This window comes from Tabrizicola sp. (genome assembly GCF_051645465.1).
Lineage (GTDB): Bacteria > Pseudomonadota > Alphaproteobacteria > Rhodobacterales > Rhodobacteraceae > Tabrizicola.
Genome location: NZ_JBOFBI010000205.1, coordinates 43,951 through 69,376, shown reverse-complemented (window position 1 = coordinate 69,376; position 25,426 = coordinate 43,951). Strand labels below are relative to the sequence as shown.

Here is a 25,426-nt window from a genome sequence, read left to right as displayed (position 1 = left end):
GGCGCAGCGCCGGCCGGGGTTGTTGTCGCGGTCATATCACGGCCCCTTTGACCAGGCGGGTGCGGTAGTGGTCTGACACCCTGTCGATCAGGAAGATCGTCAGGAACAGAAGCAGGAAGATCGCCACGACCTGATCATACCGCCCCTGCCCCCATTGCATCGCGAGTTTCAGATCATGCCCGATGCCGCCTTCGCCGACAAAACCCAGGATGGCGGAGGCGCGGACGTTGATCTCGAACCTGAGAAGCCCGTAGCTGAGCCAATTGGGTGCCACCTGCGGGATCACGCCCAGCCACATCCGCTGGCCCCAGTTGGCCCCGACCGAGGCCAGCCCCTCGACCGGTTTCAGATCGGCGTTTTCGGCGACTTCGGAGAAAAGCTTGCCGAGCGCACCGCCGGTATGAAGCCCAATCGCGATCACTGCGGGCACGGGGCCACCGCCGAGGATGTAGATCAGCACCAGCGCGATCACGATTTCGGGGATGGCGCGGAGGAGGTCCATCACGCGGCGGAACGGGCCGATCAGGCGCGGCCAGCGGGCAAGGCCGCGGGTCGACAGCAGCGCCAGCAGCATCGCGGCCAGCGCGCCGATCAGGGTCGAGACGGCGGCGATGTTGATCGTCTCGATCAGCGAGGGCAGGAATTCGAGGAAAAGGCCGGGCAGGTTGGCGCGGTTGGTCCAGGCCTCTGATATCACCTCGACCGCGAAATCGTCGATCTGCGGCAGGCCGTTCCAGAAGCCGCCGGCGTTGCGGTGATCGGCGAGCATCCAGCCCGAGGCGAAGACGGCGATGAACAGCACCAGAAGGATGCCGCCGTACATGCGCTTGCGGCGCACCATCTCGAGATAGGCGCCGGACGTGGTGGACGTGTCAGGCCGCTGGCCCGGCTCCGGCCCGAAAGCGATGTCGACCATGGATGCGCCCCGCAATAAAATTGCCGGGCCACCTTTGGGGTGACCCGGCACTGCGTAATGAAAGCTTACATGCCTTCCTGAAGCTTGCGGGCGTCGATGATGCCGAGGTAGTCCTCGTGCTTCACCGGGACGAAGTCTTTCGCGTCACCGGCGGCGACGTTGTAGGCGCATTCCTTGTCGGTCTCCCACATCGTGTCCATCATCGCGTAGACCTTGTCCTTGACGTCCTGCGGCAGGGCCTTGCGGACGACCAGCGGGCCTTCTGGGATGAGCTTGGAGCGCCAGATTTCGACGATGTCGTTCATGTCGACGAGGCCCGCATCGGCAGCCTTGCGGAAGGCACCGGAGGTGTAGCCGTCTTCCCAGTTGCCAAGGCCGTCGGCCCAGCTGACACCAGCGGCGAAATCGCCGTTGGCGACGCCGACGATGGTCTGCTCATGGCCGCCCGACATCTTCACTTCGGAGAAGTAGTCCTCGAGCTTGCCGTATTGCGCAGTAAGCTCGGCGCCGGGAACAAGGTAGCCGGACGTCGAGTTCGGGTCGGCGAAGGCGAAGGTCTTGCCCTTGGCGTCATCCATCGTGGCGATGCCGGCGTCCTTGCGGGCGAAACCGATGGAGTAGTAGCCGGTGGAGCCGTCGACGTTCTGCTTGGTCAGCATGACCTCGACCGCTTCGGGGTCGGTCAGGTAGATCTTGGCGTAGGCCGAGGCACCGAGCCAGGCGTAGTCGAGCGTGCCGCCGAGGAGGCCCTGGATAACGCCGTCATAGTCGGCCGGGGTGAAGAGCTTCACCGGGACGCCGAGCTCTTTTTCCATCGAGACGCGGAGGCATTCGGTCGAGGTCAGGCGGTCCTGGGCGTTTTCGCCGCCAAGGATGCCGATGTTGAATTCCTTGATCGCCTCCTGCGCCATCGCCGGTGCGGCGAGGGTGGTGGTGGCAGCCAGAAGTGCAAGCAGCTGTTTCATGGTCGTCTCCGTGTTGGCGGCCCTCGTTGGGGCCGGGTTGATGGGTCAGGCGAGAAGCCGGTCCGCATAGGCTTTGTCGGCCTCGGCATCGGCAGGGATGGCAGTCGAGGTGGCCGCCTCGTTGAAGCTTGCGTCCGCGCCGTAGATGTCGCGGGCGACGCCGGTGGAGAGCTGGTCGGGCGTGCCGTCGAACACGATGCGGCCGTCGCGCATGCCGATGACGCGGTCGCAGTAGCGGCGCGCGGTGTCGAGGGTGTGGAGGTTCGCGATGACCATGCGGCCGTCCTCGACGTTGATGCGCTTCAGGGCGTCCATGACGATCTGGGCGTTCATCGGGTCGAGGCTGGCGATGGGTTCGTCGGCGAGGATGATCTTGGGGTCCTGCATCAGCGCGCGGGCGATGGCGACGCGCTGCTGCTGGCCGCCCGACAGCGCCTCGGCGCGTTTGGGGGCCTGCTCGGCGATGCCGAGGCGGTCGAGGATATCGAGCGCCTTCAGGATGTCGGCGCGGGGCCAGAGGCTGAACATCGTCTGAAAGGTGGAGCGGCGGTTCAGGATGCCGTGGAGGACGTTGGAGGCGACGTCCATCCGGGGCACGAGGTTGAACTGCTGGAAGATCATCGCGCACTGGCTTTGCCAGGCACGCGCGGCGGCGCCCTTCAGGGCCAGGATGTTGCGGCCGTCGACGATGATCTCGCCCGAGGTCGCGTCGGTCAGGCGGTTCATCATGCGCAGGAAGGTGGACTTGCCTGCGCCGGAGCGACCGATGATGCCGACGAAGGCCGGGTGGTCGACGGAGAAGCTCACGTTGTCAACGGCGGCCTTCTGGCCAAAGAGCCGTGTCACCGCCTTGACCTGCAGCATGCGTCATCCCCCGAGCAGCACCATTCGGGGGGTAGCGAAGATTTGCGACAGCACGCCGACTTTCACGTAAACGTTTGGTGACACCGCTGCTGCGCTCGCGACCGCGCTTGGAAATGCCTCCGGGGCCCGGATATCACCCGAGAACCGCAATGGCGGCGGCTCTGCCCGTCAGCAGCGCGCCGTGTGCGGTGCCGGGATACTCCTCAGACGCTGCTTCGCCGGCGAAATGCAGCCGGCCCTCCCAGTCAGACCCGAAAAGCGCGCGGCGGTCCTTTGATCTCGTGCCTGTTGGGTTGAAGGAATACGCCCCGCGCGAGAACGGGTCCTGCCTCCACCGCGTGATCTGGCTCCCGACAGGATCAGGAATTGCGGTTCCGAACATCGCACGCAGCGCCTGCATTGCAGAGCGCACGGTATCGCGGTCATCGAGCGCTTCCAGCTCTTCCGCTGCGGCGGCCGCATTGAAGCCGACGAGCACCGGTTTGCCGGTACTTCGCACCCCGCTCATCCATTCGGCCCAGAGACCCCCGACAGGGCCAAGAAAGTCGATCCAGTCGACATCCGGCGGCCAGAAGACCCGGTCAAACCGCAGCCAGCATTTGTTCAGAAGTCCCATCTCCAGTCCGTCAATCGCGCGTTGACGACGTCGCCTCAGCGGTTCGGCAAACCGGACCTCGCCGGACTTCAGCACCCCGAGTGGAAGCGTCACGATCACCCGGTCGGCAAAGTGGACGCCGCGGTTTGTCGTGACGTCGACGCCCTTCTTCGCCGGTGCAATCGCGACCACCGCCTCCCCCAGGCGGATGTCGAGCCCTTTGGCGAGATGCGCGACAAGCGGACCGTAGCCCCGGTTAAGCACCGCTTCGCCGCCCGGGAAATCCTTGCCATCGTCGAAGTGCCAGGCCGACAGACGGCTCCAGTCGCCCGAATACTCGTGTTCGATCCGCGTGTTGATCGCCAGTCTCAGCGGTCGGCGGTCCAGCGGCGATAGTGCCCGCCACTTCGGCGAAGCTTCGATCGCGGCTTTCAGCGAGATGTCCTGATCAAGGTCGTCCACCCGCCGGCGGGCCGTCCTGACCAGCTTCTTCGCCCGCGCGGCCACATCGAGAAAGTCGAAGGCACGCCCGGCGTCGTCAAAGTTCGCCGAGCGGCGGTAGGATGTCGCGGTCCACTCTGCCCCAACCTCGGCGGCAAGGGCCGTGATCGGGTTGCCCGTCACACCGTGTATCCAGCTTGCCCCCATATCGACGGGGAGATCGGGCCAGAGGTCGCTGGTAAAGGTCCGCCCGCCGATGCGGTCGCGGGCTTCGATGACCGTGACCTCGACCCCGGCTGCTTTCAGGTGACACGCAGCACCAAGCCCGGCAATGCCCGCGCCAAGGACCAGAACGCGCCGCTGGCGCTTCGCGGGGTTTGCATCGCTGGCGGGCAAGCACGCTCCTTCCAAAGTGAAACGCCGAAAATGCCGGCGCGTTGGTTCGCGCCATCGTGGCTTATGGACAGATCACTTGACCCGCAATCGATGTCAACGCAATGATTGAATGTCCATTCAGTGAGTAGCGCTCTGACGGGATCGCACTGACCAGCCCTGTATAAATCAGAGGTGAGTGGCTTCTGGGGAAAGCACAAAATGACCAGCGACGAGGACAGCACCACCGAGCCGCCAAGGACCAGCCGGGCGGCGGCGAAGGCCGAGCGGCGGCAGAACCTGATTGATGCGACGATCACGTCGATCGCAAAGTATGGCCTGTCCGGCACGACGCTGGCCCGCGTGACCGACATCGCCGGGACATCCATTGGCCTTGCGAATTTCCACTTCGAGACCAAGGAGCGGCTTTTCGAGGCGGTTCTGACGCATCTGGCCGACGAACAGCGCGATCTTTGGCAGAACCGCAATCTCGACGCCTCGCTGTCCAGTGCCGACCGGCTGATGGCGATCATCGACAGCCGGTTTCACAGCCGCATCTGCGACCGCAAAAAGCTCGCGATCTGGTTCGCGTTCTATGGCGACGCCGGTGCCCGAGACATCTATCGCAAGGTTGTGGGCGATCTGGACGACGAGCTTCTGGAGGCGACCGTGGCCATCCTGAAGCTGATGATCGACGAGGGCGGCTATACCGGCATCGACCCAATGGAGACCGCGCTGGCGCTGGAGGCGATGTATGATGGCATGTGGCTGAACATGCTGCTTTATCCCGACGAATTCAAACGGCTGGATTGCCGAAGGCGGGCGCTCCAGTTCGTCTCGGCCATCCTGCCGCGGCACTTTCAGCCCGCAACGGACCGCGACTGACGACGCGGACAAACTCAGGACGACACACATGCCCCGCGACCCCCGCTACGACATCCTTTTCGAGCCGGTCAGGATCGGCCCGGTCACCACGAGGAACCGCTTCTATCAGGTGCCGCATTGTACCGGCATGGGCTGGGTGCGACCTCGGACGCTTGCCGAGATGCGGGGGGTGAAGGCTGAAGGCGGCTGGGGCGTGGTCTGCACCGAATACTGCTCGATCCACCCCGCGTCTGACGACCAGCTGCATATCTCGGCCACGCTCTGGGACGAGAGCGACATCCGTGCGCATCGGCTGATGACGGACAAGGTGCATGCGCATGGCGCGCTGGCGGGGGCAGAGCTGTGGTTCGGCGGGGCGCGGTCGGCCAACCTCGCGACCCGGCTTGTGTCATTCGATGTGGCCTCGATGCCTAACGCCGTCGGCCACCCGTTCCAGACCCGTGCCATGGACAAGACCGACATCCGCGACTTCCGGCGCTGGCACCGCAAGGCGGCACTGCGTGCGCGCGAGGCAGGTTTCGACATCGTCTATGTCTATGCGACGCACGGTTATCTGCTGGCGCATTTCCTGGACCCCGAGACCAACACGCGGGGCGACGAATATGGCGGATCGTTGGAGAACCGCACGCGCCTGGTGCGGGAGCTGATCGAGGAAACGAAAGAGGCCGTCGGGGACCGCTGCGCCGTGGCTGTGCGCTTTGCCGCGGATGAGAAGATCGGTGAGGACGGGCAACCCGTCACGGGCGAGCGGCGCGAGATGCTGGCGATGATGGCCGAGATGCCCGACCTTTGGGACATCAACATCGCCGATTATTCGCTGGAGATGGGCGCTTCGCGCTTCGTCAAGGAAGGGGCGCTGGAACCCTACATGGCCTTCGTCCGCTCGGTCACCACGAAGCCCGTGGTCACGGTGGGCCGCTTCACCTCGCCCGACACGATGGTGCGGATGGTGAAGGCGGGGATCACCGATCTGATCGGCGCGGCGCGGCCCTCGATCGCCGACCCGTTCCTGCCGAAGAAGATCGAGGAGGGCCGACCCGAGGACATCCGCGAATGCATCGGCTGCAACATCTGCTATTCCGGCGACAGCCTGTCGGTGCCGATCCGCTGCACGCAGAACCCGACGATGGGCGAGGAATGGCGGCAGGGCTGGCACCCCGAGACGATCCGGCCCAAGGGGTCGGACGGGCAGGTGCTGATCGTCGGCGCGGGGCCTGCGGGGCTGGAGGCGGCGCGCGCGTTGGGTCTGCGCGGCTATCGCGTGGCGCTGGCCGAGGCGACCCGCGTTCTGGGTGGCCGGGTGGTGCGGGAGGCAGCCCTGCCGGGGATGCGCGAGTATATCCGCGTGCGCGACTATCGCGAGGGGCAGATCCTGAAGATGCCGAATGTCGAGGTCTTCCGGGAAAGCCGCCTCTCGGCTGCGGACGTGCTGGCCTTTGGGGCCGCGCATGTCTGCATCGCGACGGGCGCGCGGTGGCGGCGGGATCTTTTCACCGGCAAGCGGTTCGAGGCTGTTGCCGATGCGGGAGCGCAGGTGCTGACGCCCGACGACATCATGGACGGCGCACTGCCCACCGGACCGACCGTGGTCTACGATGCCGACGGCTACTACATGGGCGGCGTGATCGCCGAACGCCTGCGGGCGGCGGGGCTGGAGGTGACGCTGGTCACGCCGCATGACCGCGTGTCGCATTGGGCCGAGCACACCGGCGAGGGTTGGCGGGTGCCGGGCCATCTCATGCGGCTGGGGATCAGGTTGATGACCGCACACGCCATGAAGTGGTTTGACGGCGCCACGGCCACGATTGCCTGCGAACACTCGGGCCGGGAAGAGGTGTTGCCTGCGTCGGGTCTTGTGCTGGCAGGCCAGCGCGCGCCGGTGGATGACCTTTACGCGGCCCTGCGCTATGCGCCTGACGGCACTGATGCCGAACTGCCGTTCACATTGACCCGGATCGGCGATTGCGAGGCGCCTGCGATCATCGCCGCCGCGACCTATGCGGGGCACCGCTATGCCCAGAACCTGGACCGGGCCATCGATATCGACCTGCCGATCCGGCATGACAGGATCGATGTGGGGCTTGTGGCCCCCGCGGACTGGGCGGCGGCGGCGGAATAAAGGGCGATGTCAGCCTGGCGGCAGGATCAATACTGCGCGGAAGTCGTTCACGTTGGTAAGGGTCGGACCGGTCACCACTTGTCCGCCGATGCGGCCGAAGTAGCTGTGCGCGTCGTTCCGGGCTAGTGCCTCGGCGGCGTCAGGACCTTTGTGCAGTGTGTCGGGGTCGATCAACGCGCCTGCGACCTCGGCTGCGCCGTCCACTCCATCGGTATCGCAGGCCAGGGCATGGACCTGGGGGTGGCCGTCCAGGGCGATTGCCAGCGCAAGGCAGAATTCGGCGTTCGGGCCTCCGATGCCATCGCCTTTGCGCGTCACCGTAAGCTCGCCGCCTGAGAGGAGGACGACAGGCTTGGCGCCCGGCTTCAGGCCCGCGGCAATGGCCGCTGCCATGGCGGCCTGATCGCGGGCCACATCACGCGCTTCGCCTTCCAGCCGGTCGCCCAGAAGGCGGACTTCGCAGCCGGACGCCTCGGCCAGCGCGGCAGCGGCGGCCAGCGACTGGGCGGGGGCTGCGTAGATGATGTTTTCGGTGCGGGAGAGGCGCGGGTCACCGGGTGCGATGACGCCGGAACGACTGAGGGCGGCGGGAACCGGGATGTTCCAGCGGTCAAGGATTGCTTCGGCATCCGCAGGGGTGGTGGCATCGCCGACAGTGGGACCTGAACCGATGAAGGCAGGGTCGTCGCCCGGCACGTCGGAGATCATCAACGCAAGCATCCTTGCGGGATAGGCAGCGGCGGCAAGCTGGCCACCCTTCACGCGGCTGAGGTGCTTGCGGACGGTGTTCATCGCCGAGATCGGCGCGCCGGAGGCCAGAAGTGCTGCGTTCACCGCCTGCTTTTCGGCCAGACCAAGACCTTCGGCGGGGGCGCAGAGGAGGGCGGACGCACCGCCCGAGATCAGGGCAAGGACGAAGTCGTCTTCGGTCAGATCCTCCAGCAGCCGAAGCATCCGGGCCGTGGCGTCGACCCCTGACTGGTCGGGGACGGGGTGGGCGGCCTCGACAATCTCGATCCCCCGGCAGGGCCGGGCATAGCCGTAGCGGGTGATGACGAGGCCTTCGCAAGGCCCCCAAACGGCCTCGACCGCTTCGGCCATGCGGGCCGAGGCCTTGCCTGCCCCGATGACAAGAGTGCCTCCCTTCGGCTTCGCCGGCAGGAAGGAGGCAAGCGAACGCATCGGGTCGGCGACCTCGACCGCACGGTCGAAGAGCTGGCGGAGAAGGACGGCGGGGGGTGGACGCATGGGTCAGCCTTGGCTGGAGGCGCGGGGGATCAACGTCACCGGCGTAACCGTTTCAGGGGCAGGCCGGATGTCCGCTTCCAGCCATTTGAGGACCGTTTCCGCCATCGCACAGCCAAAGCCCGCAATGTCGCAGCGGACCGAGGACAGAGCCGGGAAAGCCTGGGCACAGTCTTCGATATCGTCGAAGCCGACGACCTTGAGCGAGGGGCCGACCTTGCGCTGCAGCTCGGCGCAGCCGGTCAGAAGCCCAAGTGCTGTCAGGTCGTTGAAGCAAAGGACTGCGTCAATCTCGGGGTGCGCTTCGGCCAGACGATGCGCGGCCTCACGGCCGAAGGCGCGGCCCGGGCGGCCGGGCAGATAGAGCGGCGTCATGCCGCGCTCGGCAAGTGCCGCCAGATAGCCAGACATCCGGAGCTGGGTCACGGCGCGGCCTTCAAGGCCGCCGACGAATGCGATCTGGCGCACGCCCTGGGCCAGAAGGTGTTCGGTCGCAAGCCGCGAGCCGGAGGGATAGTCGGGCGCCGCGAACGGGAAGCGGTGGGTCTCGTCGACCACCTTGCGCAGGACCTGGAGTGCGGGGACATTGGCCCGCGCGATGGCGTCGAACGTGGCCGCTTCTTCGCCGTAGGCGGGCGAAACGATCAGGGCCGAGACCCCGTGTTCCAGCATGGCGCCGACGACCTGGGCCTGCAGATGGGGGTCCTCGTCGGTATTCGCGATGACGGTGGCGTAGCCGCGGGCGGACAGCGCCATCTGCAGGGACGTGGCGAATTCGGTGAAGAACGGGTTCCGGAGGTCATTGATGACAAGGCCTATCAGCCCCGCATTCGCGCTGCGCAGGTTGGCCGCCGAGCGGTTGTAGACATAGCCAAGCTCGGCCATGGCACGGCGGACATCCTCTCGCGTTTCGGCCTTCACCAGCGGGCTTTGCTGCAGGACAAGGCTGACGGTCGATTTCGACACCCCCGCGCGGGTCGCAACATCGATGATCGTCGGCCGTCTGTCCATGTCTCAGGTCTGCTCGATGCCGTGGAGGGCGAGAAGCGTTGCCATCCGCGCCTCGGCAAGCTCGGGGTGGGCGAGGAGCCCGGCCTGATCGGCCATCCGGAAGACTTCGGCATAGTGGGTGATGTCGCGGCTGGATTGGAACCCGGCGGGCATGATGAAATGGCCCTGGTGCCCGTTCAGCCACGAAAGGTACGCTATGCCCGCCTTGTAGAACCGGGTGGGTGCACGGAAGATCTCGCGGCTCAGGGGGACGGTCGGCGTTAGCAGGCGGTGGTAGGTGGCGCTGTCGCCTTGTGCCAGCGCTTCAAGGGCTTGGCTAGCCGCGGGGGCGATGGCCGCGAAGATGCCCAGAAGCGCGTGCGAGTAGTGGGTGCCGTCACCTTCGATCAGGGGGGCGTAGTTGAAGTCGTCTCCGGTATAAAGGCGGACGCTTTCGGGCAGGCGGGCGCGGAAGTTTTCCTCATACGCTTGATCGAGAAGGGAAATCTTGATGCCGTCGACCTTGGTGGGGTTCTCGGCGATGAGGTTCAGGACGAAATTGGAGGCCTTGGCGACGTCGCTGCTGCCCCAGTAGCCTTTCAGCGCCGGGTCGAACATATCGCCAAGCCAGTGCAGGATAACCGGCTCTTGCGCGCCATCGATCAGGCGGCGGTAGACCTTCTGGTAGACGTCCTCGCTGGCACTGATCGCAGGGAAGGCACGCGAGGCCATCAGGATCAGCTGGCCGCCTGCCGCCTCGATCGCCTCGGCCTGTTCGGTGTAGGCGGCGAGGATCGTGTCGGGGCTGGTGAGGTCCGCAAGAGCCTTGTGGTCAGTGCCAGCGCCGCAGGCCACTCGGGGGCGCATCGGGTGGGTCTTGGCCGCGCGCATGGTGCGCTGGATCAGCTCCAGCGCGGTCGGCCAGTCGACGCCCATGCCGCGTTGGGCGGTGTCCATGGCTTCGGCAACGTGCAGGCCCTGGTCCCAGAGCTGCTGGCGGAAGGCCAGTGTGGCGTCCCAATCTACGGCGGGGCGGGTGTCCCAGGGGTTTCGCTCGCGCAGGGGGTCGCTGACGACATGGGCCGCGGCAAAGGCCGTGCGGGTAAGGGGCACCTTCGGTGCGCGGGGCGTGAGGGGGGTGCCGGTGGGCCGGTAGGGTGTGAGGCGGGCGTCTTGGGTTGGGAGGATCAGCATGAGCGGGCCTCAGCAGGGAAGGTCGAAGACGAGGATGCCGTCCAGGCCGCCTTGGGCCGCGGCGACAAGGGCGGCTCCGACGCGCTTGTGGTCGGGGTGGTCCTGGTACGCCGCCAGCGCGTCCCAATCGGTGAAGTCGACAGTGAAGCCGTGCAGATAGCCGCGTTCGATCTTCTCGGGGCTTTCGCTGCGGCCGGAGTGGATGGCGAGGACGCCAGGGAGCTTGTCCCGGATCGCGGCGAGGTCAGCGAAGATGTCGCTGATATGCGCTTCGGTGACCTCGGGGCGGGCCTTGAGAAGGACGATGTGGCGGATCATGCTGCGGCTCCCTTGGTGCTGCCGTAGGTGGCCTTGATCATGTCGGCAGCCTTTTCGGCGATCATGATGGTCGGCGCGTTGGTGTTGGACGAAACGACGGTCGGCATGATCGAGGCGTCGACAACGCGAAGCCCCTCGATGCCGTTGAAGCGGAGCTCCGGGTCGACCACCGCCTCAACGTCCGCACCCATCCGGCAGGTGCCTGCGGGGTGGTGGTCGGTCTTGGCGTTCTTGCAGGCGTAGGCGATGTAGTCCTCGTCGGTCCGGACCTCGGGGCCTGGCAGGCGTTCGGCCAGGACGAAGGGCTTGAGGGCCTCTTGCCGCATCATCTCTTGCGCGAGCTTCAGGCCCTTGATGGACATGTCGCGGTCGTAGGGGTCCTGCCAGTAGTTTGGATCGATCAGTGGCGCGGCCTTGGGGTCGGCGCTGGCAAGGCGCACAGTGCCGCGCGAGCGGGGGCGCAGGAAGGCGGAGTTCAGGGTGACGCCCCCCTGTGGCATGGCGGCGACCCCGGCTTCGATGCCGGAGCCCAGGCCGAGGTGGAACTGGATGTCAGGGCTTCGCGCGGAGGGGTCGGCATACCAGAAGCCGCCGGTCTCGAAGAGCGAGGAGGCGACCGGGCCTTTGCGCGTCAGGAGGTACTGGAGGCCCGCCAGCGCTGACCAGTGCGGCTTGGCGTAGCGGTCATAGGTGTGGGGGCCGGTACACTCGGCGATGACGAAAAGGTCGAGGTGGTCCTGCAGGTTCGCGCCCACTTGCGGGCGGTCGAGGACGACGGGGATGCCGAGGCGGCTGAGGTCGTCGGCTGGGCCGATGCCGGAGAGCTGGAGAAGCCTGGGGGAGCCGATAGCACCGGAGGACAGGATCACCTCGGTCGTGGCGCGGATGGTGCCCTCGGGCGTCTCGACGCCGACCGCCCTGCCCTTTTCCGTGACGATCCGCAGGACCTGGACGCCGGTCCTGACTGTCAGGTTCGGTCGACCGAGGGCGGGCTTCAGGAACGCAGTGGAGGTCGAGGATCGGCGATACCAGCGCTGGGTCAGCTGGTAGTAGCCGACGCCATCCTGGCTTTCGCCGGTGAAGTCCCGGTTCCGCGGGATGCCGATCTGGGCGGCGGCGGCGAACCAGGCCTCGCAAATCGGCAGGGGCGCGCGGGGTTGGCTCACGCCAAGGGGGCCATCCCTGCCGTGGTAGCGGTTGTCGTGGGTGTCGTTCACCTCGGACTTGCGGAAGTAGGGGAGCACATCTTCGTACCCCCAGCCGGTGCAGCCCGTCTGCCGCCAGTCTTCATAGTCGAGCGCATTGCCTCGGGTGTAGAGCTGGGCATTGATCGACGATCCGCCGCCGATCACCTTGGCCTGGGTGTAGCGGATCTGCATGCCCCGCATGTGGCGCTGCGGTACGGTCTGCCAGCCCCATGAACCGATGCCCTTGGTCATCTTCGCAAAGCCTGCCGGCAGATGGTAGAATGGATGCCGGTCGCGGCCCCCCGCCTCAAGCAGCAGAACGCGTGCCGATGGGTCTTCGGTCAGACGCGCAGCAAGCACGCAGCCCGCCGAGCCGCCGCCGATGATGATGAAATCGTAGCCTTCGGTCATCAGGCGGCTCCGGTCGGGGCTGGGGCCCGGAATTTTCGAAAATTCCGGACAAAAGTTCTGGAAAACTTTTGGGCGTTGCGCATGGGTCAGAGCCTTTCGATGGAAAGCCCGCCGTCGACGGGGATCACCGCACCGGTCGCAAAGGCCATCTGGCCGGTAACCAGCGGGATCACGGCCTGCCCGATATCCGAGGGCTGGCCCCACCGCCCGGCCGGGACGAGGCCGCCCTCGATGCGGGCGGTGTACTTGTCCTTCACGCCCGCGGTCATGCCTGTTTCGATGATACCGGGACGCAACTCGAAAACGCCGATCCCGTACGGCGCGAGGCGCAGCGCAAGGGTCTGCGCGGCCATCGCAGCGGCGGCTTTGGAGATGCAGTAGTCGGCGCGCTCGGGGCTTGCCATCTGGGCCGAGACCGAGGTCACGAAGGTGATGGAACGGTAGTGTGGGCTTGCGGTTGCGAGCATCCGTTTCGCCACCGCTTGGGCAAGGAAGAAGGCGCCGCGCAGGTTGATGCCCATGATCCAGTCGAAGTTCTCCGGCGTGATCTCGAGCATGTCGCCCCGCACTTTGGCCGCGACACCTGCGTTCTGGATCAGGGCGTCGATGGGGCCTTGATCGGCTTCTATGCGGTGGAGAAGTGCCGGGATGGCGGCGAGGTCCGAAAGGTCATGGCGATAGCAGCAAGCGTCTGGGCCCAGTGCGGCCAGAGCCGCCCGAACGCCGTCATCCTCGGGCGCTGATCGGGACGCGATAGCCAGGCGAAAGCCCTCTTTGGCCAACGCTTGGGCGATACCAAGGCCAATGCCCTGCTGGCCTCCGGTCACAAGGGCAAAGGGGGCGGTCATGCGGGGCCTTTCGCGATGTGCTCACCCGCGCGCAGGGCAAGGGCGGCGATGGTGAGCGAGGGATTGACGGCAGCGGAGGTCGGCAGAACCGAGGCGTCGACGATGTAGAGGTTGTCGAGGTCGTGCGCCTTGAGGTTTGCGTCGACGACCGAGGTCGTGGGGTCGGCGCCCATCCGGTTGGTTCCGCACTGGTGGCTGGGCTTTGACTTCGGGAACCCGCGTGACAGGGCGATGGGCCAGCCCGCGCGGCCCATGGCTTTCTTCAGACGCCGGACCAGAAGGTCATGGGCACGGGTGTTGGTCTGGCGCCAGTCGAGGACGACCTCGCCGTTCTTCCAGAAGACACGGGAGTTCGGGTCGGGCAGGTCTTCGGACATGGCCATGATGTGGATCGAGCGGTCGGCGATATGGCGGGCGAGCCAGAGGGGAAGGCCCGCCTCGCCCGCAAGGATCGGGCCGGTGATGCGGCCGAGCATCTGGATGTTGCCCAAAGGCTCGTCATTGGGGCCGCCCTTCAGGTAGAAATCGTTGATCTGGATGGTCTTTTCGTAGACCGACCGGTTCCGGCGGAAGGGGTTGTAGGCGACCATCCCGGTCAAGTTGTGGTTCATGAAGTTGCGCCCGACCTGATCGGAACGGTTCGCAAGCCCCCTTGGGTGATCGTCGTTCGCCGAGGCGAGGAGCAAGGCCGACGAAAGGATCGCCCCCGCCGCAAGGCAGATGATGGGGGCCGAAAGCGTTTCGCGGCGCCCGCCGCTTTCCACCTCGACCCCGGTCACGCGGCGGCCTTCCGCGATCAGGCGCGCCACTTTCGTGCCGGTCAGCAGCGTCACGTTCGGATGCTTCAATGCCTCGGCAAGCCCGCAGCTTTCGGCATCCGACTTGGCGCCTGTGGTGTCGGGGAATGCGTCCCATGTGGTCGGCGCGCGGGCCAGCCAGCGGTCGAGATCGACACCAAGCGGCAGGGGCGAGACGTGCAGGCCCTGGGCTGCGAAGGCGCGCGACAGGGCGGCGATGTCAGGCTCATCGGGGACGGGTGGAAAGGGATAGGGGGTCGAATGCGGGGGTTCGGTTGGGTCGGTAGTCGCATCGCCGCGGACCCGGTACAGGGTTTCGGCGCGGCTGTAGAAGGGTTCAAGCTCGGGATAGCCGATTGGCCAGCCAGGCGTGGTGCCTTCGACATGCTTCAGTGGCGCGAAATCCTCGGCCCGGTAGCGAAGCAGGACGGCGCCGTAGAACTTGGTGTTGCCGCCGACGAAGGCGTAGTTGCCGGGGTGCAGAGCCGCGCCAGATATGTCGCGCCAGGTCTCGTTCGGCTTGAAGTGACCGCGCTGGAAGATCGCGGCCGGGTCCCGCGCTTCGGGACTGTCGGGCAGGCGTTCGCCCCGCTCCAGGATCAGCACCCGGCGGCCTGATGGCGCCAGCGCCGCGGCCAGCGTGGCACCCCCCATGCCGGAACCGATGATGATCACGTCAGGCTGCATCAGGCGGGGATCCGGGCCTCGGTCTCGGGGTCGAAGGCGACGGCCTTTTCCATGTTCACTGCAAAGTCGAAGACCTGCCCTGGTGCCACGGCGGCATCGGCGCGCATCCGGGCGATGACGTCCTTGCCGGACAGGGTCATGGTCACGAACGTGTCGGCGCCCGAGGGTTCGGTCACGGTGACGCGGTTCGCGAACGGCTGGATGTTTCCGGACTTGCGGTCCGCGCCTTCGGGGTCGGTGATGGCCTCGGGGCGAATGCCCAGAAGAATGGGCTTGCCGTCCCAATTGGCCATGTTGGCCTGGCTGAACCGAAGCTTGCGGACCACGCCTTCGGCATCGGTGACGGCGGCATGGGGCTGGCCGTTCTCGACCACTACGGTGGCCGGGACGATGTTCATCGCCGGGCTGCCCATGAAGGTGGCGACGAAAAGGTTTGCCGGGGCGTCGTAGATTTCTTTCGGCGTGCCAAGCTGCTGGACATGGCCCTTGTTCATCACCGCGATGCGGGTCGAAAGGGTCATCGCCTCGATCTGGTCGTGGGTGACATAGACGATGGTGGTCTTGAGCTTGTGGTGCAGCTTCTTGATCTCGGTCCGCATGTCGACGCGGAGCTTGGCGTCGAGGTTGGAGAGTGGTTCATCGAAGAGGAAGACATCGGGGTTCCTGACCAGTGCCCGCCCCATGGCGACGCGCTGGCGCTGGCCGCCGGACAGCTGGCCGGGCTTGCGGCCGAGGAGGTGATCGATCTGCAGAAGCTTCGCGACATCCGCCAGTGCCTGATCCCGCTTGGGCTTGGGGACACCGTGCATCTCGAGCCCGAAGGTCATGTTCTGGCCGACGGTCATGTTGGGGTAGAGGGCGTAGCTCTGGAACACCATGGCGATGTTGCGCTTGGAGGGGTGCACCCCGTTCACCACGCGGCCCTTGATCGCGATCTCACCGCCCGAAATCGCCTCCAGCCCCGCGATCATGTTCAGAAGTGTCGACTTTCCGCAGCCCGAGGGGCCGACAAGGACAAGGAACTCGCCCTCCTCCACGGCGATGTCGACGCGGTGCAGGACCTCGACGCTCCCGTAGGATTTGGTGACGTTGCGGATGTCGAGAAAGCCCATTGTATTCTCCTGTCGTGGTGCCCTCGGGGTCGCCCCCGAGGACCATTCGTTTACTGCGCAGCGGCGATGGCGTCGGCGAGTGCGGTCGCGCCCTCTTCGGCGGTCATCTCGGAATTGAAGAAAGTGGTGATCGCGTCGGTTGCGGCCCCGACGACGGAGGCATTCGCGGCATGGGTTCCGGCGAAGGTCGGGACGGCCGAGCCCGCTCCGTCATTGGCGGCAAGGCTGGCCGAGGTCGCTTGCGCGCAGGCGTCCATCGCCGAAAGGTCGATGTCCGTTCTGGCCGGGATCGCACCCTTGGCGTTGTTGAAGGCGATCTGGACCGCGGGGTCCATGATGGCGCTTGCCAGCACTTCCTGGCCCTTGATCAGGTCGGGATCGGTCTGGGTGAAGAGCGAAAGCGAGTTGACGAGGTAGACGAAGCTGTCGCCCTTCGCCTTGGGTACGGGGATACAGGCGAAGTCAGTACCCGCGACCTTGCCGGCATTGGTGAACTCACCCTTTGCCCAGTCGCCCATGATCTGCATCGCGGCCTCGCCGTTGATCACCATGGCCGAGGCAAGGTTCCAGTCACGGCCCGGGAAGTTTGCGTCCACCATACCGCGCAGCTCGGCGATCTGGGCGAAGACGGCTACCATTTCGGGCCCGCGCAGGGTGGCATCATCCAGCTCGATCAGGGCCTTGCGGTAGAAGTCCGCCCCGCCGACGCCTGCTGCGACGGCCTCGAACATGTAGGCCTCCTGCCAGGCCTGCCCGCCATGGGCGAGCGGGATGATTCCGGCCTCGCGGAACTTGGGCGCCAGAGCGTTCAGCTCTTCCCAGGTCGTCGGATAAGCCGCGCCGATCTTGTCGAAGGCGGCTTTGGAGGCCCAGATCATGTCGGTCCGGTGAACGTTCGTCGGCACCGAAACGTAGTGCCCGTCGATCTTGGTGAAGTCCTTCACGGCCTGCGGCAGGGCCGCGTCCCAGCCCTGCGCTTCAGCCAGCGCGTCGACGTTGCCAAGCATCCCCTCGTTGGCCCAGTCGATGATGTTCTGCCCTAGCATCAGCATCGCGGCCGGAGGATTGCCGCTGGCGATCCGCGCCTGCAGCGCCGTCTTGGCCTGATCACCGCCGCCGCCTGCGACGGGCGCATCCGTCCAGGTGACGCCCTCGGCAACCACCTTGTCACGGACGGCCCCCAGGGCCGCGGCCTCGCCCCCTGACGTCCAGAAATGCATGACCTCGACCGAGGGGTCGGCAAGCGCCGGGCTTGCTGCGCTGAGCAGAAGCGCGGTGATGGACATTAGCCTCATTCTCGTGTTCCTTCCTGTCGTTCGCCCGGTTCCGCTTCGCAAAGGGGGGGCTTTGGGTTGAACATGACCGTCGGGCGGTTGCCGCCGCCCGGCGGTCTCCTGACCTATCCTTTCACACTTCCCGCCATCAGCCCGCGCACGAAGTAGCGGCCTGCGACGATGTAGACGAGAAGCGTGGGCAGTGCGGCCAGGATCGCACCGGCAAAGTGGACGTTGTACTCCTTCACGCCCGTGGACGATTGGACGAGGTTGTTAAGGGCGACCGTCATCGGCTGGCTGGTGCCGCCGAACGAGACGCCGAAGAGGAAGTCGTTCCAGATGTTGGTGAACTGCCAGATCACGCTGACCACCGCGATGGGGCCGGATACGGGCAGGAGGATGCGCCAGAAGATCCGGAAGAACCCCGCCCCGTCGATCTGCGCGGCCCGGATAAGCTCGGTCGGGAAGCTTGCGTAGTAGTTCCGGAAGTAGAGCGTGGTGAAGCCGATCCCGTAGACGACATGGACAAGGATCAGGCCGGGGACCGACCCCGCGAGATTGAGTTTGCCAAGGATCAGCGCCATCGGGATCAGGACGATCTGAAACGGGATGAAGCAGGAAAAGAGCATCAGCCCGAAGACCCAGGTGTCGCCCCGGAACCGCCATTTGGTCAGGACATAGCCGTTCAGCGCGCCGACGATAGTGGAAATGGCGACAGCGGGGACGACCATCAGGATCGAGTTCAGGAAGTATGGCCTTAGCCCCGTCGGCTCCACCCCGATCTGGGCGGTGGACCAGGCCGACCGCCAGGGGGCGAGGGTCCATTGCGAGGGGAGCGCCATCATGTTGCCGCCGGTGATCTCCTCAAGCGGCTTCAGTGAGTTGATGCCCATGACGTAAAGCGGCAGGAGGTAGAAGAGCGCGAAGAGGATCAGCACCAGATAAAGGAACACGCGGGTGACCCGACCGGTCGAGACGGCGGTGTCCTGAGAAGCGACGCTCATGCCTTCTTCTCCTTCAGTTCCGCGTAAAGGTAGGGCACCATGATTGCCGCGATGGTCATCAGCATGATCACGGCGCTGGATGCGCCGATGCCCATCTGGTTCCGGGTGAAGGTGTAGGAATACATGAAGGTCGCCGGCATCTCGGTCGCCCTGCCCGGGCCGCCACCGGTCAGAGCGATGACCAGGTCGTAGGACTTGATCGCAAGGTGGCTGAGAATGACGAAGGCCGAAAGGAACGCGGGTCGTAGAAGCGGGATGACGATGCGGCGGTAAAGCTGCCAGTTCGAGGCGCCGTCGATCTGGGCTGCCTTCAGGATCTCGTTGTCGATGCCGCGCAGGCCCGCGAGGAACATGGCCATCACGAAGCCCGAGGTCTGCCAGACCGCCGCGATGACGATGGTGTAAAGCGCCATCTCGCCGTCCTTGATCCAGGTGAAGGAAAAACTCTCCCACCCCCAGTTGCGCATGATCTTTTCCAGCCCGATGCCGGGGTCGAGGAACCACTTCCAGGCCGTTCCGGTGACGATGAAGCTCAGCGCCATGGGATAAAGGTAGATCGGCCGCAGCATCCCCTCGCCCCGAATCTTCTGGTCGAGGAAGATCGCCAGCATCAGGCCGATGACCGTGCAGATGACGATGTAAAGCGTGGCAAAGATCGCGATGTTGATGATCGCGGTGTTCCAGGCGGGGAGCGCGAACAGCTTCTCGTAGTTCTCGAACCCGACCCAGGTGAACCTGGGCAGCATCTTCGAGCCGGTGAAGCTGAGGACGATGGTGAAGAGGATGAAGCCGTAAACGAAGAGGAGCGTCACAGCGAAGGAGGGCGCAAGCACAAGCTTCGGCAACCAGTCCTGCAGGCGTGTGCGGAAATCGGCCCCTGTAACGGCCATGGTGTCCCCCCTCGGTTCCAGCCGCGTCCAAAATCCTTGAGTAAGGATTTTGCCAAATTCCTTACTTAAGGAATTTGCTGGGGGCGGCGCGGGCCGCCCCCGGTCTTGCGATTACTGCGCGGCGGCGACGGCTTCCGCCAGCGCGGCGGCGGCGGCGACACCATCGGCATATTCGCCGTTGAACGCGGCGGTGATCACGTCATAGGTCGCGTTCTTCACCGCAGCAGGTGCCGCATGGCCATGCGCCATCGAGCCGAAGAGCTTGCCCGAGCTGTTGGCTTCTGCAAGGTCCGCCATCCCTTTCTTGCCGCAGTCGTCAAACGCGTCGTTCGGAACGTCGGTCCGCGCGGGGACCGAGCCCTTGACCACGTTGAACGCCGACTGGAACGTCGGGTTCATGATCGCCGAGGCCATCGCGCCCTGGGCAGCCATGGCGTCTTCGCCCTCCACCCCGAACATCGCGAACTGGTCCGAGTTGAAGGTCACCGCCCCCTGCGTGCCGGGGAAGCGGATGCAGACGAAGTCGGTGCCTGGGACCTTGCCGGCCTTCAGGAACTCGCCCTTGGCCCAGTCGCCCATCATCTGCATGCCCGCCTCGCCATTGATCACCATGGCCGAAGCCAGGTTCCAGTCGCGGCCCGAGAAGTTGGCGTCGACATAGGTCGAAAGTTTGATCAGGCGGTTGAAGGCTTCCGCCATCTGCTCGCCACCAAGCGCTGCGGGGTCGAGGTCGATGAAGGCCGCCTTGTAGAAGTCGGTGCCCATGCCCAGAACGACACCGTCAAAAACGGTCGCGTCCTGCCAGGCCTGACCACCGTGGCCAAGCGGCGTGATCCCGTTCGCTTTCATCGCGTCAAGGACGGCAACCAGCTCTTCCCAGGTCTCGGGCGCCTTGCCACCGGCGGCGTCAAGTGCTGCCTTGTTGATCCAGACCCAGTTGGTCGAGTGGACGTTGACCGGGGCCGCAATCCACTTGCCGTCCGACTTCGAGAACGCCTGCAGCGCAGTTGGAACGACGGCGTCCCAGCCTTCTGCCGTGGCAACCGCAGTCAGGTCGCCAAGCGCGCCTTCGCCCGCCCAGTCAAGGATGTCGAAGCCGAGCATCTGGACGGCGGTTGGAGGGTCGCCGGCCGTGACGCGGGCACGAAGCGCGGTCATCGCAGCCTCGCCACCGCCCCCGGCGACGGGCATGTCGACCCAGCCGATGGACTTCGTGGCAAGGTCATCCTTCAGCACGTTCAGCGCTGCCGCCTCGCCGCCCGAGGTCCACCAGTGCAGAACCTCGACGTCTTCGGCCATGGCAAGCGAGGTGGTCATCACCAAAGCTGCCGCAGTGGTCAGTGTCTTTCCGAAAAGCCGCATTTGATTTCCTCCCATTGGATGCGCATCTCACAACCCGCTGCCGGTTTCGGTCAGCGGGGTCTTACCCAAGGCTCTCGCGTGCGGCCGATCCGCATCACGAGCGACTTGATCTCCATGAATTCGTCCAGACCGTAGCGACCGATCTCCCGCCCCAGGCCCGATTGCTTGACGCCTCCGAAGGTCACCTCCGGGAAGCCGTCCATCCAGGTGTTGGTCCAGACCGTACCCGCCTGTGCACCACGTGCAAAGGCAAGGCAGGTGTGGATGTTCTCGCTCCAGACCCCGGCGGAAAGGCCGTAATCGGCATCGTTCACCAGCGCCAGTGCCTCGTCAAGCGTGCGGAACGTGAGGACCGTCAGGACCGGACCGAACACCTCTTCGCGGGCGATGGCCATATCGGGCGTGACGTGGGTCACCACGGTCGGCTGGTAGAATTGCGGTCCGAGCCCAGGCACTTGCAACACGCCGCCGCCCAAGGCGACCCTGGCCCCTGACGTGCGGGCGGCGGAAACGTAAGCGTCGATCTTGGCGCCGTGTTCTGGCGTCACGATGGCCCCCACCTGCGTCGCGGGATCGAGCGGGTCGCCGAATGCGACCTTGCGGGAAAGCTCAACTACGCGGGCGGTGAAATCCTCCGCGATGTCCTCATGCACGATGATCCGGCTGCCGGAGTTGCAGCACTGGCCCACGTTGAAATAGACGCCGAAGACGACCGCATCGGCAGCGCTTTCCAGATCGGCGTCGGGGAAGATCACCTGCGGGTTCTTGCCGCCAAGCTCCAGCGCCACCTTCTTCAGCGTGGCACTTGCAGCCGCCGCGATGCTCCGGCCCACGGCGGTCGATCCCGTGAAGGTGACCATGTCGACGCGGGCGTCAGAGGCGAGGGTTGCACCAACGGGCTGGCCATAGCCGAGGACGATATTCACGACGCCCGCCGGCAGCCCGGCCTCGATCAGAAGCTCACCCAGCATCACCGTGGTCGAAGGGGTCAGCTCGGACGGCTTCACCACGCAGGTGCAGCCCGCGGCGAGCGCAAAGGGAAGCTTCTGCGACAGGATCCAGAACGGGAAATTCCAGGGCGTGATGACCGACACCACGCCGATGGGTTCCTTGAGGACAACGGCCAGCATGTCCTCGCCAAGCGAGTTGTGGCTGTCACCGTGAAGCGTGCGGGCAAGCGCCGCGGCATAACGCCAAAGGTCGGCAGCGCCCGAAACCTCGCCTCTCGCCTGGGCAATGGGTTTGCCGGATTCCAGCGTCTCCAACAACGCCATCCGCTCCACATTGGCCTCGATCAGGTCGGCGACCTTCAGGAGGACGGCGGCCCGGGCCTTGCCCGAAAGGTGGCTCCAGCGGCCGTCGTCAAAGGCCTTGCGGGCCGCGGCGATGGCTGCCTCGGCTTCCGGCTTGCCACCTTTGGCCGCGCGGCTGACGACAACCCCGTGCGACGGCGACAGACGCTCGGACACCGCCCCGTCGGCGCTGTCGCACCACTGACCGTCGATCAGGTGGCGCGCCTGAAACGGTGCTGCAGGAAGAGCAGTACCGGAAGCCGGGATGATGGTCAGGTCAAGCATGTCAGGTCCCCGGAAATTCGGCTGGGCGCTTCGCTCGGAAAGCGGCCACGCCCTCGTCACGGTCCGCGCTGGCGGCGATGGCGGCGGAACCGAGCGCCTCGACCATCGCGGCATGGTCCTCGCCCTGGGCGGCATGGATCATCGATTTGGTGATCTCGGTCGCGCGGGGCGAAAGCGTTGCGACCTTGGCCGCGATGTCCTGTGCCGCAGCGCGAGCGTCTTCGGCCACTTCGGCCACGAAGCCGCAAGACAACAGCCGCTCCGCCCCGATGCGCCGACCAAAGAGCGCCATTTCCTTCAGCATCCCCTCCGGGATCAGCCGGGCAAGCCGCTGCGTCCCCGACCAGCCCGGCACGACTCCGATCCCGGCCTCCGGCAGGGCAATCGTGGCCTTGGGCGCGATCACGCGGATATCGCAGGCCGCCGCAAGCTCCAGCCCCCCGCCGAAAGCATGGCCGTTCAGACAGGCAATCGTCGGTTTCGCCAGCCGCGCCAGCCGGTCAAACAGCCGATGCCCGCCCCGGACCCAGTTCCGCGCGAACTCGGCGGGCGAGATGTCGCCCCAGGCATTCACGTCGGCGCCCGAGCAGAAGGCCCTGTCGTCGTCGCCCGTGACGATCACAGCGCGAACCTCGCTGCGGCCTTCGATCACTTCCAGATGGCCCGCCAGCTGGCCCAGCATCTCGACCGTGAAACAGTTGAGCTTGGCCGGGTTGTCGAGCCGCAGTTCCGCCACCCCTTCCGCGATATGAAGGCGAACGCCGGTCATGGCTGCCACCCCATCGGGCCCTCGGCCAAAAGCGACAGCGGCATCGTGGTCGCGTTCCCGGCCACCGAAACCCTGCCCCCCGAGGCCGCAACGATGTCGCGCGCGGGATCGATCCCCGGCATGATCTCGGTCGCGACCAGCCCCTCGCCGGTCAACCGGATCACGCAGCGTTCGGTGACGTAAAGCACCTCCTGCCCCTGAGCCCGCGCCCGGTTACCCGAGAACGTGACATGTTCCACTTGGTCGACCATTTTGGAGAACTTGCCCGGCTGCGCAACCTTCAGGCCCGCCGCGGAAAGCTCCACCTGCGCGCCCGCTTCGAACCAGCCGGAGAAGACGATCTTCTTCGCATGCGCCGTGATGTCGACAAACCCGCCACAACCGGCGGTCAGGTACGGCTTCTTCCCCAACTTCGAGACGTTGACATTGCCTTCGACGTCAATCTCCAGGAAGGACAGGAACGACACATCGAACCCCGCGCCCTGGAAGTAGATGAACTGCTGCGGCGAGGGCACATAGCCCCAGGCGTTCGACGCACATCCGAAAGCGAAACCCGTCAATGGCATGCCGCCAACGGCACCCTGCTCAATGGCCCAGGTCACCGCCTCGGGGTGCCCCTCCTCCAACAGAATGCGCGGTACCATGGCGGAGATTCCGAAGCCGAGGTTCGCGGTCTGGCCCGCTTTCAGCTCCAGCGCCGCGCGGCGGGCGATGACCTTTTCCACCCCATGCTCGGCCAGCGAGAAACTGGACCAGGGCCGCATGATCTGACCGGAGATCGCCGGGTCATAGGGCGTCTCGCAGGTCTGCTTCTGGTCCGGGTCGATGACGATCAGATCGACCAGATGCCCCGGCACGCGCACATCATGTGGCCGCAAGGACCCCTTCGCCGTCACCCGCGACACCTGGGCAATCACCAGCCCGCCATTGTTCCGCGCCGCAATCGCCTGTTCGAGGCCCCCGAGATAAGCGCCCTCATGTTCGTAAGTCAGGTTCCCGTTCTCATCCGCCGTGGTGGCCCGCAGGATGCAGACGTCGGGGTAGATGTTCGGGAAGTGGAGCCACGTCTCGCCCCCGAACTCCACCCGTTTGACGATAGGAGCGCCCGACCCGCGGGCGTTCATTGCGCAGCCCTCGCGGATGGGATCGGCAAAGGTCTCCATCCCCACCTTTGTCAGAACACCGGGACGGCGCGCGGCAGCCTCGCGGTGCATGTCGAACAGGATGCCGGAGGGCACGTTGTACGCCGCGACCCTGTCCTCGACGATCATCTTCCAGATCTCGGGCATCGGCAGGTTGGACGAGCCCGAAGGGTACGACCCCGCCAGAACCCGCGCCAGAAGCCCGTCCTCGGCGATCCAATCCATGCCCTTGACGCCGTACATGTCGCCCGCAGCGATGGGATGCAGCGTCGTGATGTCCCTTGGATGGCCCTCGGCGCGGAAGCGGTCGCCCAAGGCTTTCAGCACCAGATCAGGGCAGCCCAGCGACGAGGACGAAGACACCGTCACCACCGCGCCATCGGGGATGCGGGCGACAGCCTCTTGCGGCGAGACAAGCTTCGTCATGCCGCCCTCGCGTAGTCGACAACCTGCCGGATGCCGGTGCGGGCGGCCTCGCGCACGGCCAGGGCCACTGCCAGAGAAGCCACACCGTCCACACCGGCGGCGGCGGGCTGGCCTTGGCCGGCAACAGCCGAAAGGAAATCCCGCACGCCCTGGACATAAAGACTGTGCGCCGGGAAGGGCACGGCTTCACGGCAAGCGGCAGTGACCAGCTCGATCTCTCCGACCGGCTGTTGCGTCATCACGCCCCGCGCGAAGATCGAGCCCTCACTGCCATGCACCTCCAGCCCCGATCCGGCAAACGGATGGGTGAAGCTTTCGTGGCTCATGACCATGGCGCCCGAGGGCATCGACCAGACCGACATCGCGCTGTCCTCGACCCCCTGCCCCATGCCGGACGCCCCCATCTGCGCCACAACCGCCGATGGGTCTTCGCCAAGCAGGAACCGCGCTACATCGGCGTCATGCACGGTTATGTCGGGGATGACGCCGCCCCCTGCCGCCGCATCGTTGATCCGCCAGCCCTGCAAGCTTTCCGGCAAGTGGACCGCATGGAACAAGCGCAGCGACAACACGCGGCCAATCCGGCCCCGCACGATCAGATCACGGATCGCCCGATGCGAGCCCGAGCAACGCAGGTGATGGTTGGTGGCGAACACCCGCCCCGCCTTATCGGCAGCCATGACCATCCCAGCGGCCTCAGCCACCGTCATCGCCAGGGGCTTTTCGCACAGCACATGCTTTCCCGCCCCGATCGCGGCCAGCGCCTGCGCGCGGTGCTTCTCGTTCATCGAAGAAATGTAGACCGCCTCGATCGAGGGATCGTCCAGCACGACGGAGAGCTCAGTCCCCGCCCCCGCAATCCCGTTCTTGTTTGCGAAGTCCTTGGCGCGGGTCGCGGTCGTGCTGACAACTGCCTTCACGTCGCCGCCCGTTGCACGGAAAGCCCCGATCATGTGCTGCTCGGCAATTGTGCTCGCCCCGATCAGACCCCAGCGCATGATTCTCCCGAAAGTTTGGACCGTTCCAAATCGATACT

22 protein-coding genes are annotated in these 25,426 nt (G+C 65.7%); 2 read left to right on the top strand and 20 right to left on the bottom strand.

Annotated features, from left to right (window positions below; translation table 11 throughout):
* Positions 1 to 31: 31 nt before the first annotated feature.
* The 4 genes from phnE to ACRCSW_RS13380 form a co-directional block, all read right to left on the bottom strand.
* Entirely contained in the window at positions 32 to 841 is an 810-nt protein-coding gene (phnE, locus tag ACRCSW_RS13395; RefSeq protein ID WP_438705821.1) for a phosphonate ABC transporter, permease protein PhnE, read from the bottom strand.
* Positions 842 to 981: 140 nt separating this feature from the next.
* Positions 982 to 1,881 (bottom strand): phosphonate ABC transporter substrate-binding protein, encoded by a 900-nt coding sequence (gene phnD / locus ACRCSW_RS13390; RefSeq protein WP_438705819.1) that lies wholly within the window; start codon positions 1,879 to 1,881, stop codon positions 982 to 984.
* 45 nt (positions 1,882 to 1,926) lie between these two features.
* Positions 1,927 to 2,745, bottom strand: coding sequence for a phosphonate ABC transporter ATP-binding protein (phnC, locus tag ACRCSW_RS13385; RefSeq protein WP_438705817.1), 819 nt, complete (start codon positions 2,743 to 2,745; stop codon positions 1,927 to 1,929).
* Between the two features lie 133 nt (positions 2,746 to 2,878).
* Positions 2,879 to 4,177 (bottom strand): flavin monoamine oxidase family protein, encoded by a 1,299-nt coding sequence (locus tag ACRCSW_RS13380; protein ID WP_438705815.1) that lies wholly within the window; start codon positions 4,175 to 4,177, stop codon positions 2,879 to 2,881.
* Positions 4,178 to 4,375: 198 nt separating this feature from the next.
* On the opposite strand from ACRCSW_RS13380, the gene ACRCSW_RS13375 reads away from it, so the two are divergent.
* Positions 4,376 to 5,038 (top strand): TetR family transcriptional regulator C-terminal domain-containing protein, encoded by a 663-nt coding sequence (locus tag ACRCSW_RS13375; protein ID WP_438705814.1) that lies wholly within the window; start codon positions 4,376 to 4,378, stop codon positions 5,036 to 5,038.
* Between the two features lie 28 nt (positions 5,039 to 5,066).
* Positions 5,067 to 7,157 carry an oxidoreductase gene (locus ACRCSW_RS13370; protein ID WP_438705812.1) on the top strand — a complete coding sequence of 697 codons (2,091 nt, stop codon included), beginning with the start codon at positions 5,067 to 5,069 and terminating at the stop codon, positions 7,155 to 7,157.
* 9 nt (positions 7,158 to 7,166) lie between these two features.
* Here ACRCSW_RS13370 and ACRCSW_RS13365 read toward each other — a convergent pair whose 3' ends face one another.
* The 16 genes from ACRCSW_RS13365 to ACRCSW_RS13290 all read right to left on the bottom strand — a co-directional run bounded on the left by ACRCSW_RS13365 (position 7,167) and on the right by ACRCSW_RS13290 (position 25,388).
* Positions 7,167 to 8,405: a glycerate kinase type-2 family protein gene (locus ACRCSW_RS13365; RefSeq protein WP_438705810.1), complete on the bottom strand. Its 1,239-nt coding sequence runs from the start codon at positions 8,403 to 8,405 to the stop codon at positions 7,167 to 7,169.
* 3 nt (positions 8,406 to 8,408) lie between these two features.
* Positions 8,409 to 9,413, bottom strand: coding sequence for a LacI family DNA-binding transcriptional regulator (locus tag ACRCSW_RS13360; protein ID WP_438705808.1), 1,005 nt, complete (start codon positions 9,411 to 9,413; stop codon positions 8,409 to 8,411).
* Positions 9,414 to 9,416: 3 nt separating this feature from the next.
* Positions 9,417 to 10,586, bottom strand: coding sequence for a dihydrodipicolinate synthase family protein (locus ACRCSW_RS13355; protein ID WP_438705806.1), 1,170 nt, complete (start codon positions 10,584 to 10,586; stop codon positions 9,417 to 9,419).
* A 9-nt stretch (positions 10,587 to 10,595) separates the two neighbouring features.
* Complete coding sequence (locus ACRCSW_RS13350) at positions 10,596 to 10,904, bottom strand: Dabb family protein (RefSeq protein ID WP_438705804.1); 309 nt, start codon at positions 10,902 to 10,904, stop codon at positions 10,596 to 10,598.
* The gene (locus ACRCSW_RS13345) at positions 10,901 to 12,502 is read right to left on the bottom strand and encodes a GMC family oxidoreductase (protein WP_438705802.1); all 1,602 of its coding nucleotides are present in this window, start codon (positions 12,500 to 12,502) and stop codon (positions 10,901 to 10,903) included. Before ACRCSW_RS13345 ends, ACRCSW_RS13350 begins: the two co-directional genes overlap by 4 nt.
* A gap of 86 nt (positions 12,503 to 12,588) precedes the next feature.
* Positions 12,589 to 13,350, bottom strand: coding sequence for a 3-ketoacyl-ACP reductase (locus ACRCSW_RS13340; RefSeq protein WP_438705800.1), 762 nt, complete (start codon positions 13,348 to 13,350; stop codon positions 12,589 to 12,591).
* On the bottom strand, positions 13,347 to 14,834 hold the full coding sequence (locus tag ACRCSW_RS13335) for an FAD-dependent oxidoreductase (protein ID WP_438705799.1): 1,488 nt from the start codon (positions 14,832 to 14,834) through the stop codon (positions 13,347 to 13,349). The genes ACRCSW_RS13340 and ACRCSW_RS13335 overlap by 4 nt, the downstream gene beginning before the upstream one ends.
* Complete coding sequence (locus ACRCSW_RS13330; protein ID WP_438705797.1) at positions 14,834 to 15,946, bottom strand: ABC transporter ATP-binding protein; 1,113 nt, start codon at positions 15,944 to 15,946, stop codon at positions 14,834 to 14,836. Before ACRCSW_RS13330 ends, ACRCSW_RS13335 begins: the two co-directional genes overlap by 1 nt.
* 50 nt (positions 15,947 to 15,996) lie before the next feature.
* Positions 15,997 to 17,241 carry an ABC transporter substrate-binding protein gene (locus tag ACRCSW_RS13325; protein ID WP_438705795.1) on the bottom strand — a complete coding sequence of 415 codons (1,245 nt, stop codon included), beginning with the start codon at positions 17,239 to 17,241 and terminating at the stop codon, positions 15,997 to 15,999.
* A gap of 104 nt (positions 17,242 to 17,345) precedes the next feature.
* Positions 17,346 to 18,224: a carbohydrate ABC transporter permease gene (locus ACRCSW_RS13320; RefSeq protein ID WP_438705793.1), complete on the bottom strand. Its 879-nt coding sequence runs from the start codon at positions 18,222 to 18,224 to the stop codon at positions 17,346 to 17,348.
* The gene (locus ACRCSW_RS13315; RefSeq protein ID WP_438705791.1) at positions 18,221 to 19,114 is read right to left on the bottom strand and encodes a carbohydrate ABC transporter permease; all 894 of its coding nucleotides are present in this window, start codon (positions 19,112 to 19,114) and stop codon (positions 18,221 to 18,223) included. Before ACRCSW_RS13315 ends, ACRCSW_RS13320 begins: the two co-directional genes overlap by 4 nt.
* Before the next feature lie 111 nt (positions 19,115 to 19,225).
* A complete protein-coding gene (locus tag ACRCSW_RS13310) occupies positions 19,226 to 20,476 on the bottom strand; it encodes an ABC transporter substrate-binding protein (RefSeq protein WP_438705789.1) in 1,251 nt (416 codons plus the stop codon).
* 50 nt (positions 20,477 to 20,526) lie between these two features.
* Positions 20,527 to 22,053, bottom strand: coding sequence for an aldehyde dehydrogenase family protein (locus ACRCSW_RS13305; protein WP_438705787.1), 1,527 nt, complete (start codon positions 22,051 to 22,053; stop codon positions 20,527 to 20,529).
* A 1-nt stretch (position 22,054) separates the two neighbouring features.
* Positions 22,055 to 22,822, bottom strand: coding sequence for an enoyl-CoA hydratase/isomerase family protein (locus tag ACRCSW_RS13300; protein WP_438705785.1), 768 nt, complete (start codon positions 22,820 to 22,822; stop codon positions 22,055 to 22,057).
* Entirely contained in the window at positions 22,819 to 24,390 is a 1,572-nt protein-coding gene (locus tag ACRCSW_RS13295; protein WP_438705783.1) for an acyl CoA:acetate/3-ketoacid CoA transferase, read from the bottom strand. The genes ACRCSW_RS13300 and ACRCSW_RS13295 overlap by 4 nt, the downstream gene beginning before the upstream one ends.
* Positions 24,387 to 25,388: a Gfo/Idh/MocA family protein gene (locus tag ACRCSW_RS13290; protein ID WP_438705782.1), complete on the bottom strand. Its 1,002-nt coding sequence runs from the start codon at positions 25,386 to 25,388 to the stop codon at positions 24,387 to 24,389. The genes ACRCSW_RS13295 and ACRCSW_RS13290 overlap by 4 nt, the downstream gene beginning before the upstream one ends.
* Positions 25,389 to 25,426: the final 38 nt, after the last annotated feature.

Coding starts and splice junctions, on each gene's coding strand:
- phnE (WP_438705821.1), bottom strand. CDS start 841: ATGGTGCGCCGCAAGCGCATGTACGGCGGCATCCTTCTGGTGCTGTTC.
- phnD (WP_438705819.1), bottom strand. CDS start 1,881: ATGAAACAGCTGCTTGCACTTCTGGCTGCCACCACCACCCTCGCCGCA.
- phnC (WP_438705817.1), bottom strand. CDS start 2,745: ATGCTGCAGGTCAAGGCGGTGACACGGCTCTTTGGCCAGAAGGCCGCC.
- ACRCSW_RS13375 (WP_438705814.1), top strand. CDS start 4,376: ATGACCAGCGACGAGGACAGCACCACCGAGCCGCCAAGGACCAGCCGG.
- ACRCSW_RS13370 (WP_438705812.1), top strand. CDS start 5,067: ATGCCCCGCGACCCCCGCTACGACATCCTTTTCGAGCCGGTCAGGATC.
- ACRCSW_RS13365 (WP_438705810.1), bottom strand. CDS start 8,405: ATGCGTCCACCCCCCGCCGTCCTTCTCCGCCAGCTCTTCGACCGTGCG.
- ACRCSW_RS13360 (WP_438705808.1), bottom strand. CDS start 9,413: ATGGACAGACGGCCGACGATCATCGATGTTGCGACCCGCGCGGGGGTG.
- ACRCSW_RS13355 (WP_438705806.1), bottom strand. CDS start 10,586: ATGCTGATCCTCCCAACCCAAGACGCCCGCCTCACACCCTACCGGCCC.
- ACRCSW_RS13350 (WP_438705804.1), bottom strand. CDS start 10,904: ATGATCCGCCACATCGTCCTTCTCAAGGCCCGCCCCGAGGTCACCGAA.
- ACRCSW_RS13345 (WP_438705802.1), bottom strand. CDS start 12,502: ATGACCGAAGGCTACGATTTCATCATCATCGGCGGCGGCTCGGCGGGC.
- ACRCSW_RS13340 (WP_438705800.1), bottom strand. CDS start 13,350: ATGACCGCCCCCTTTGCCCTTGTGACCGGAGGCCAGCAGGGCATTGGC.
- ACRCSW_RS13335 (WP_438705799.1), bottom strand. CDS start 14,834: ATGCAGCCTGACGTGATCATCATCGGTTCCGGCATGGGGGGTGCCACG.
- ACRCSW_RS13330 (WP_438705797.1), bottom strand. CDS start 15,946: ATGGGCTTTCTCGACATCCGCAACGTCACCAAATCCTACGGGAGCGTC.
- ACRCSW_RS13325 (WP_438705795.1), bottom strand. CDS start 17,241: ATGAGGCTAATGTCCATCACCGCGCTTCTGCTCAGCGCAGCAAGCCCG.
- ACRCSW_RS13320 (WP_438705793.1), bottom strand. CDS start 18,224: ATGAGCGTCGCTTCTCAGGACACCGCCGTCTCGACCGGTCGGGTCACC.
- ACRCSW_RS13315 (WP_438705791.1), bottom strand. CDS start 19,114: ATGGCCGTTACAGGGGCCGATTTCCGCACACGCCTGCAGGACTGGTTG.
- ACRCSW_RS13310 (WP_438705789.1), bottom strand. CDS start 20,476: ATGCGGCTTTTCGGAAAGACACTGACCACTGCGGCAGCTTTGGTGATG.
- ACRCSW_RS13305 (WP_438705787.1), bottom strand. CDS start 22,053: ATGCTTGACCTGACCATCATCCCGGCTTCCGGTACTGCTCTTCCTGCA.
- ACRCSW_RS13300 (WP_438705785.1), bottom strand. CDS start 22,822: ATGACCGGCGTTCGCCTTCATATCGCGGAAGGGGTGGCGGAACTGCGG.
- ACRCSW_RS13295 (WP_438705783.1), bottom strand. CDS start 24,390: ATGACGAAGCTTGTCTCGCCGCAAGAGGCTGTCGCCCGCATCCCCGAT.
- ACRCSW_RS13290 (WP_438705782.1), bottom strand. CDS start 25,388: ATGCGCTGGGGTCTGATCGGGGCGAGCACAATTGCCGAGCAGCACATG.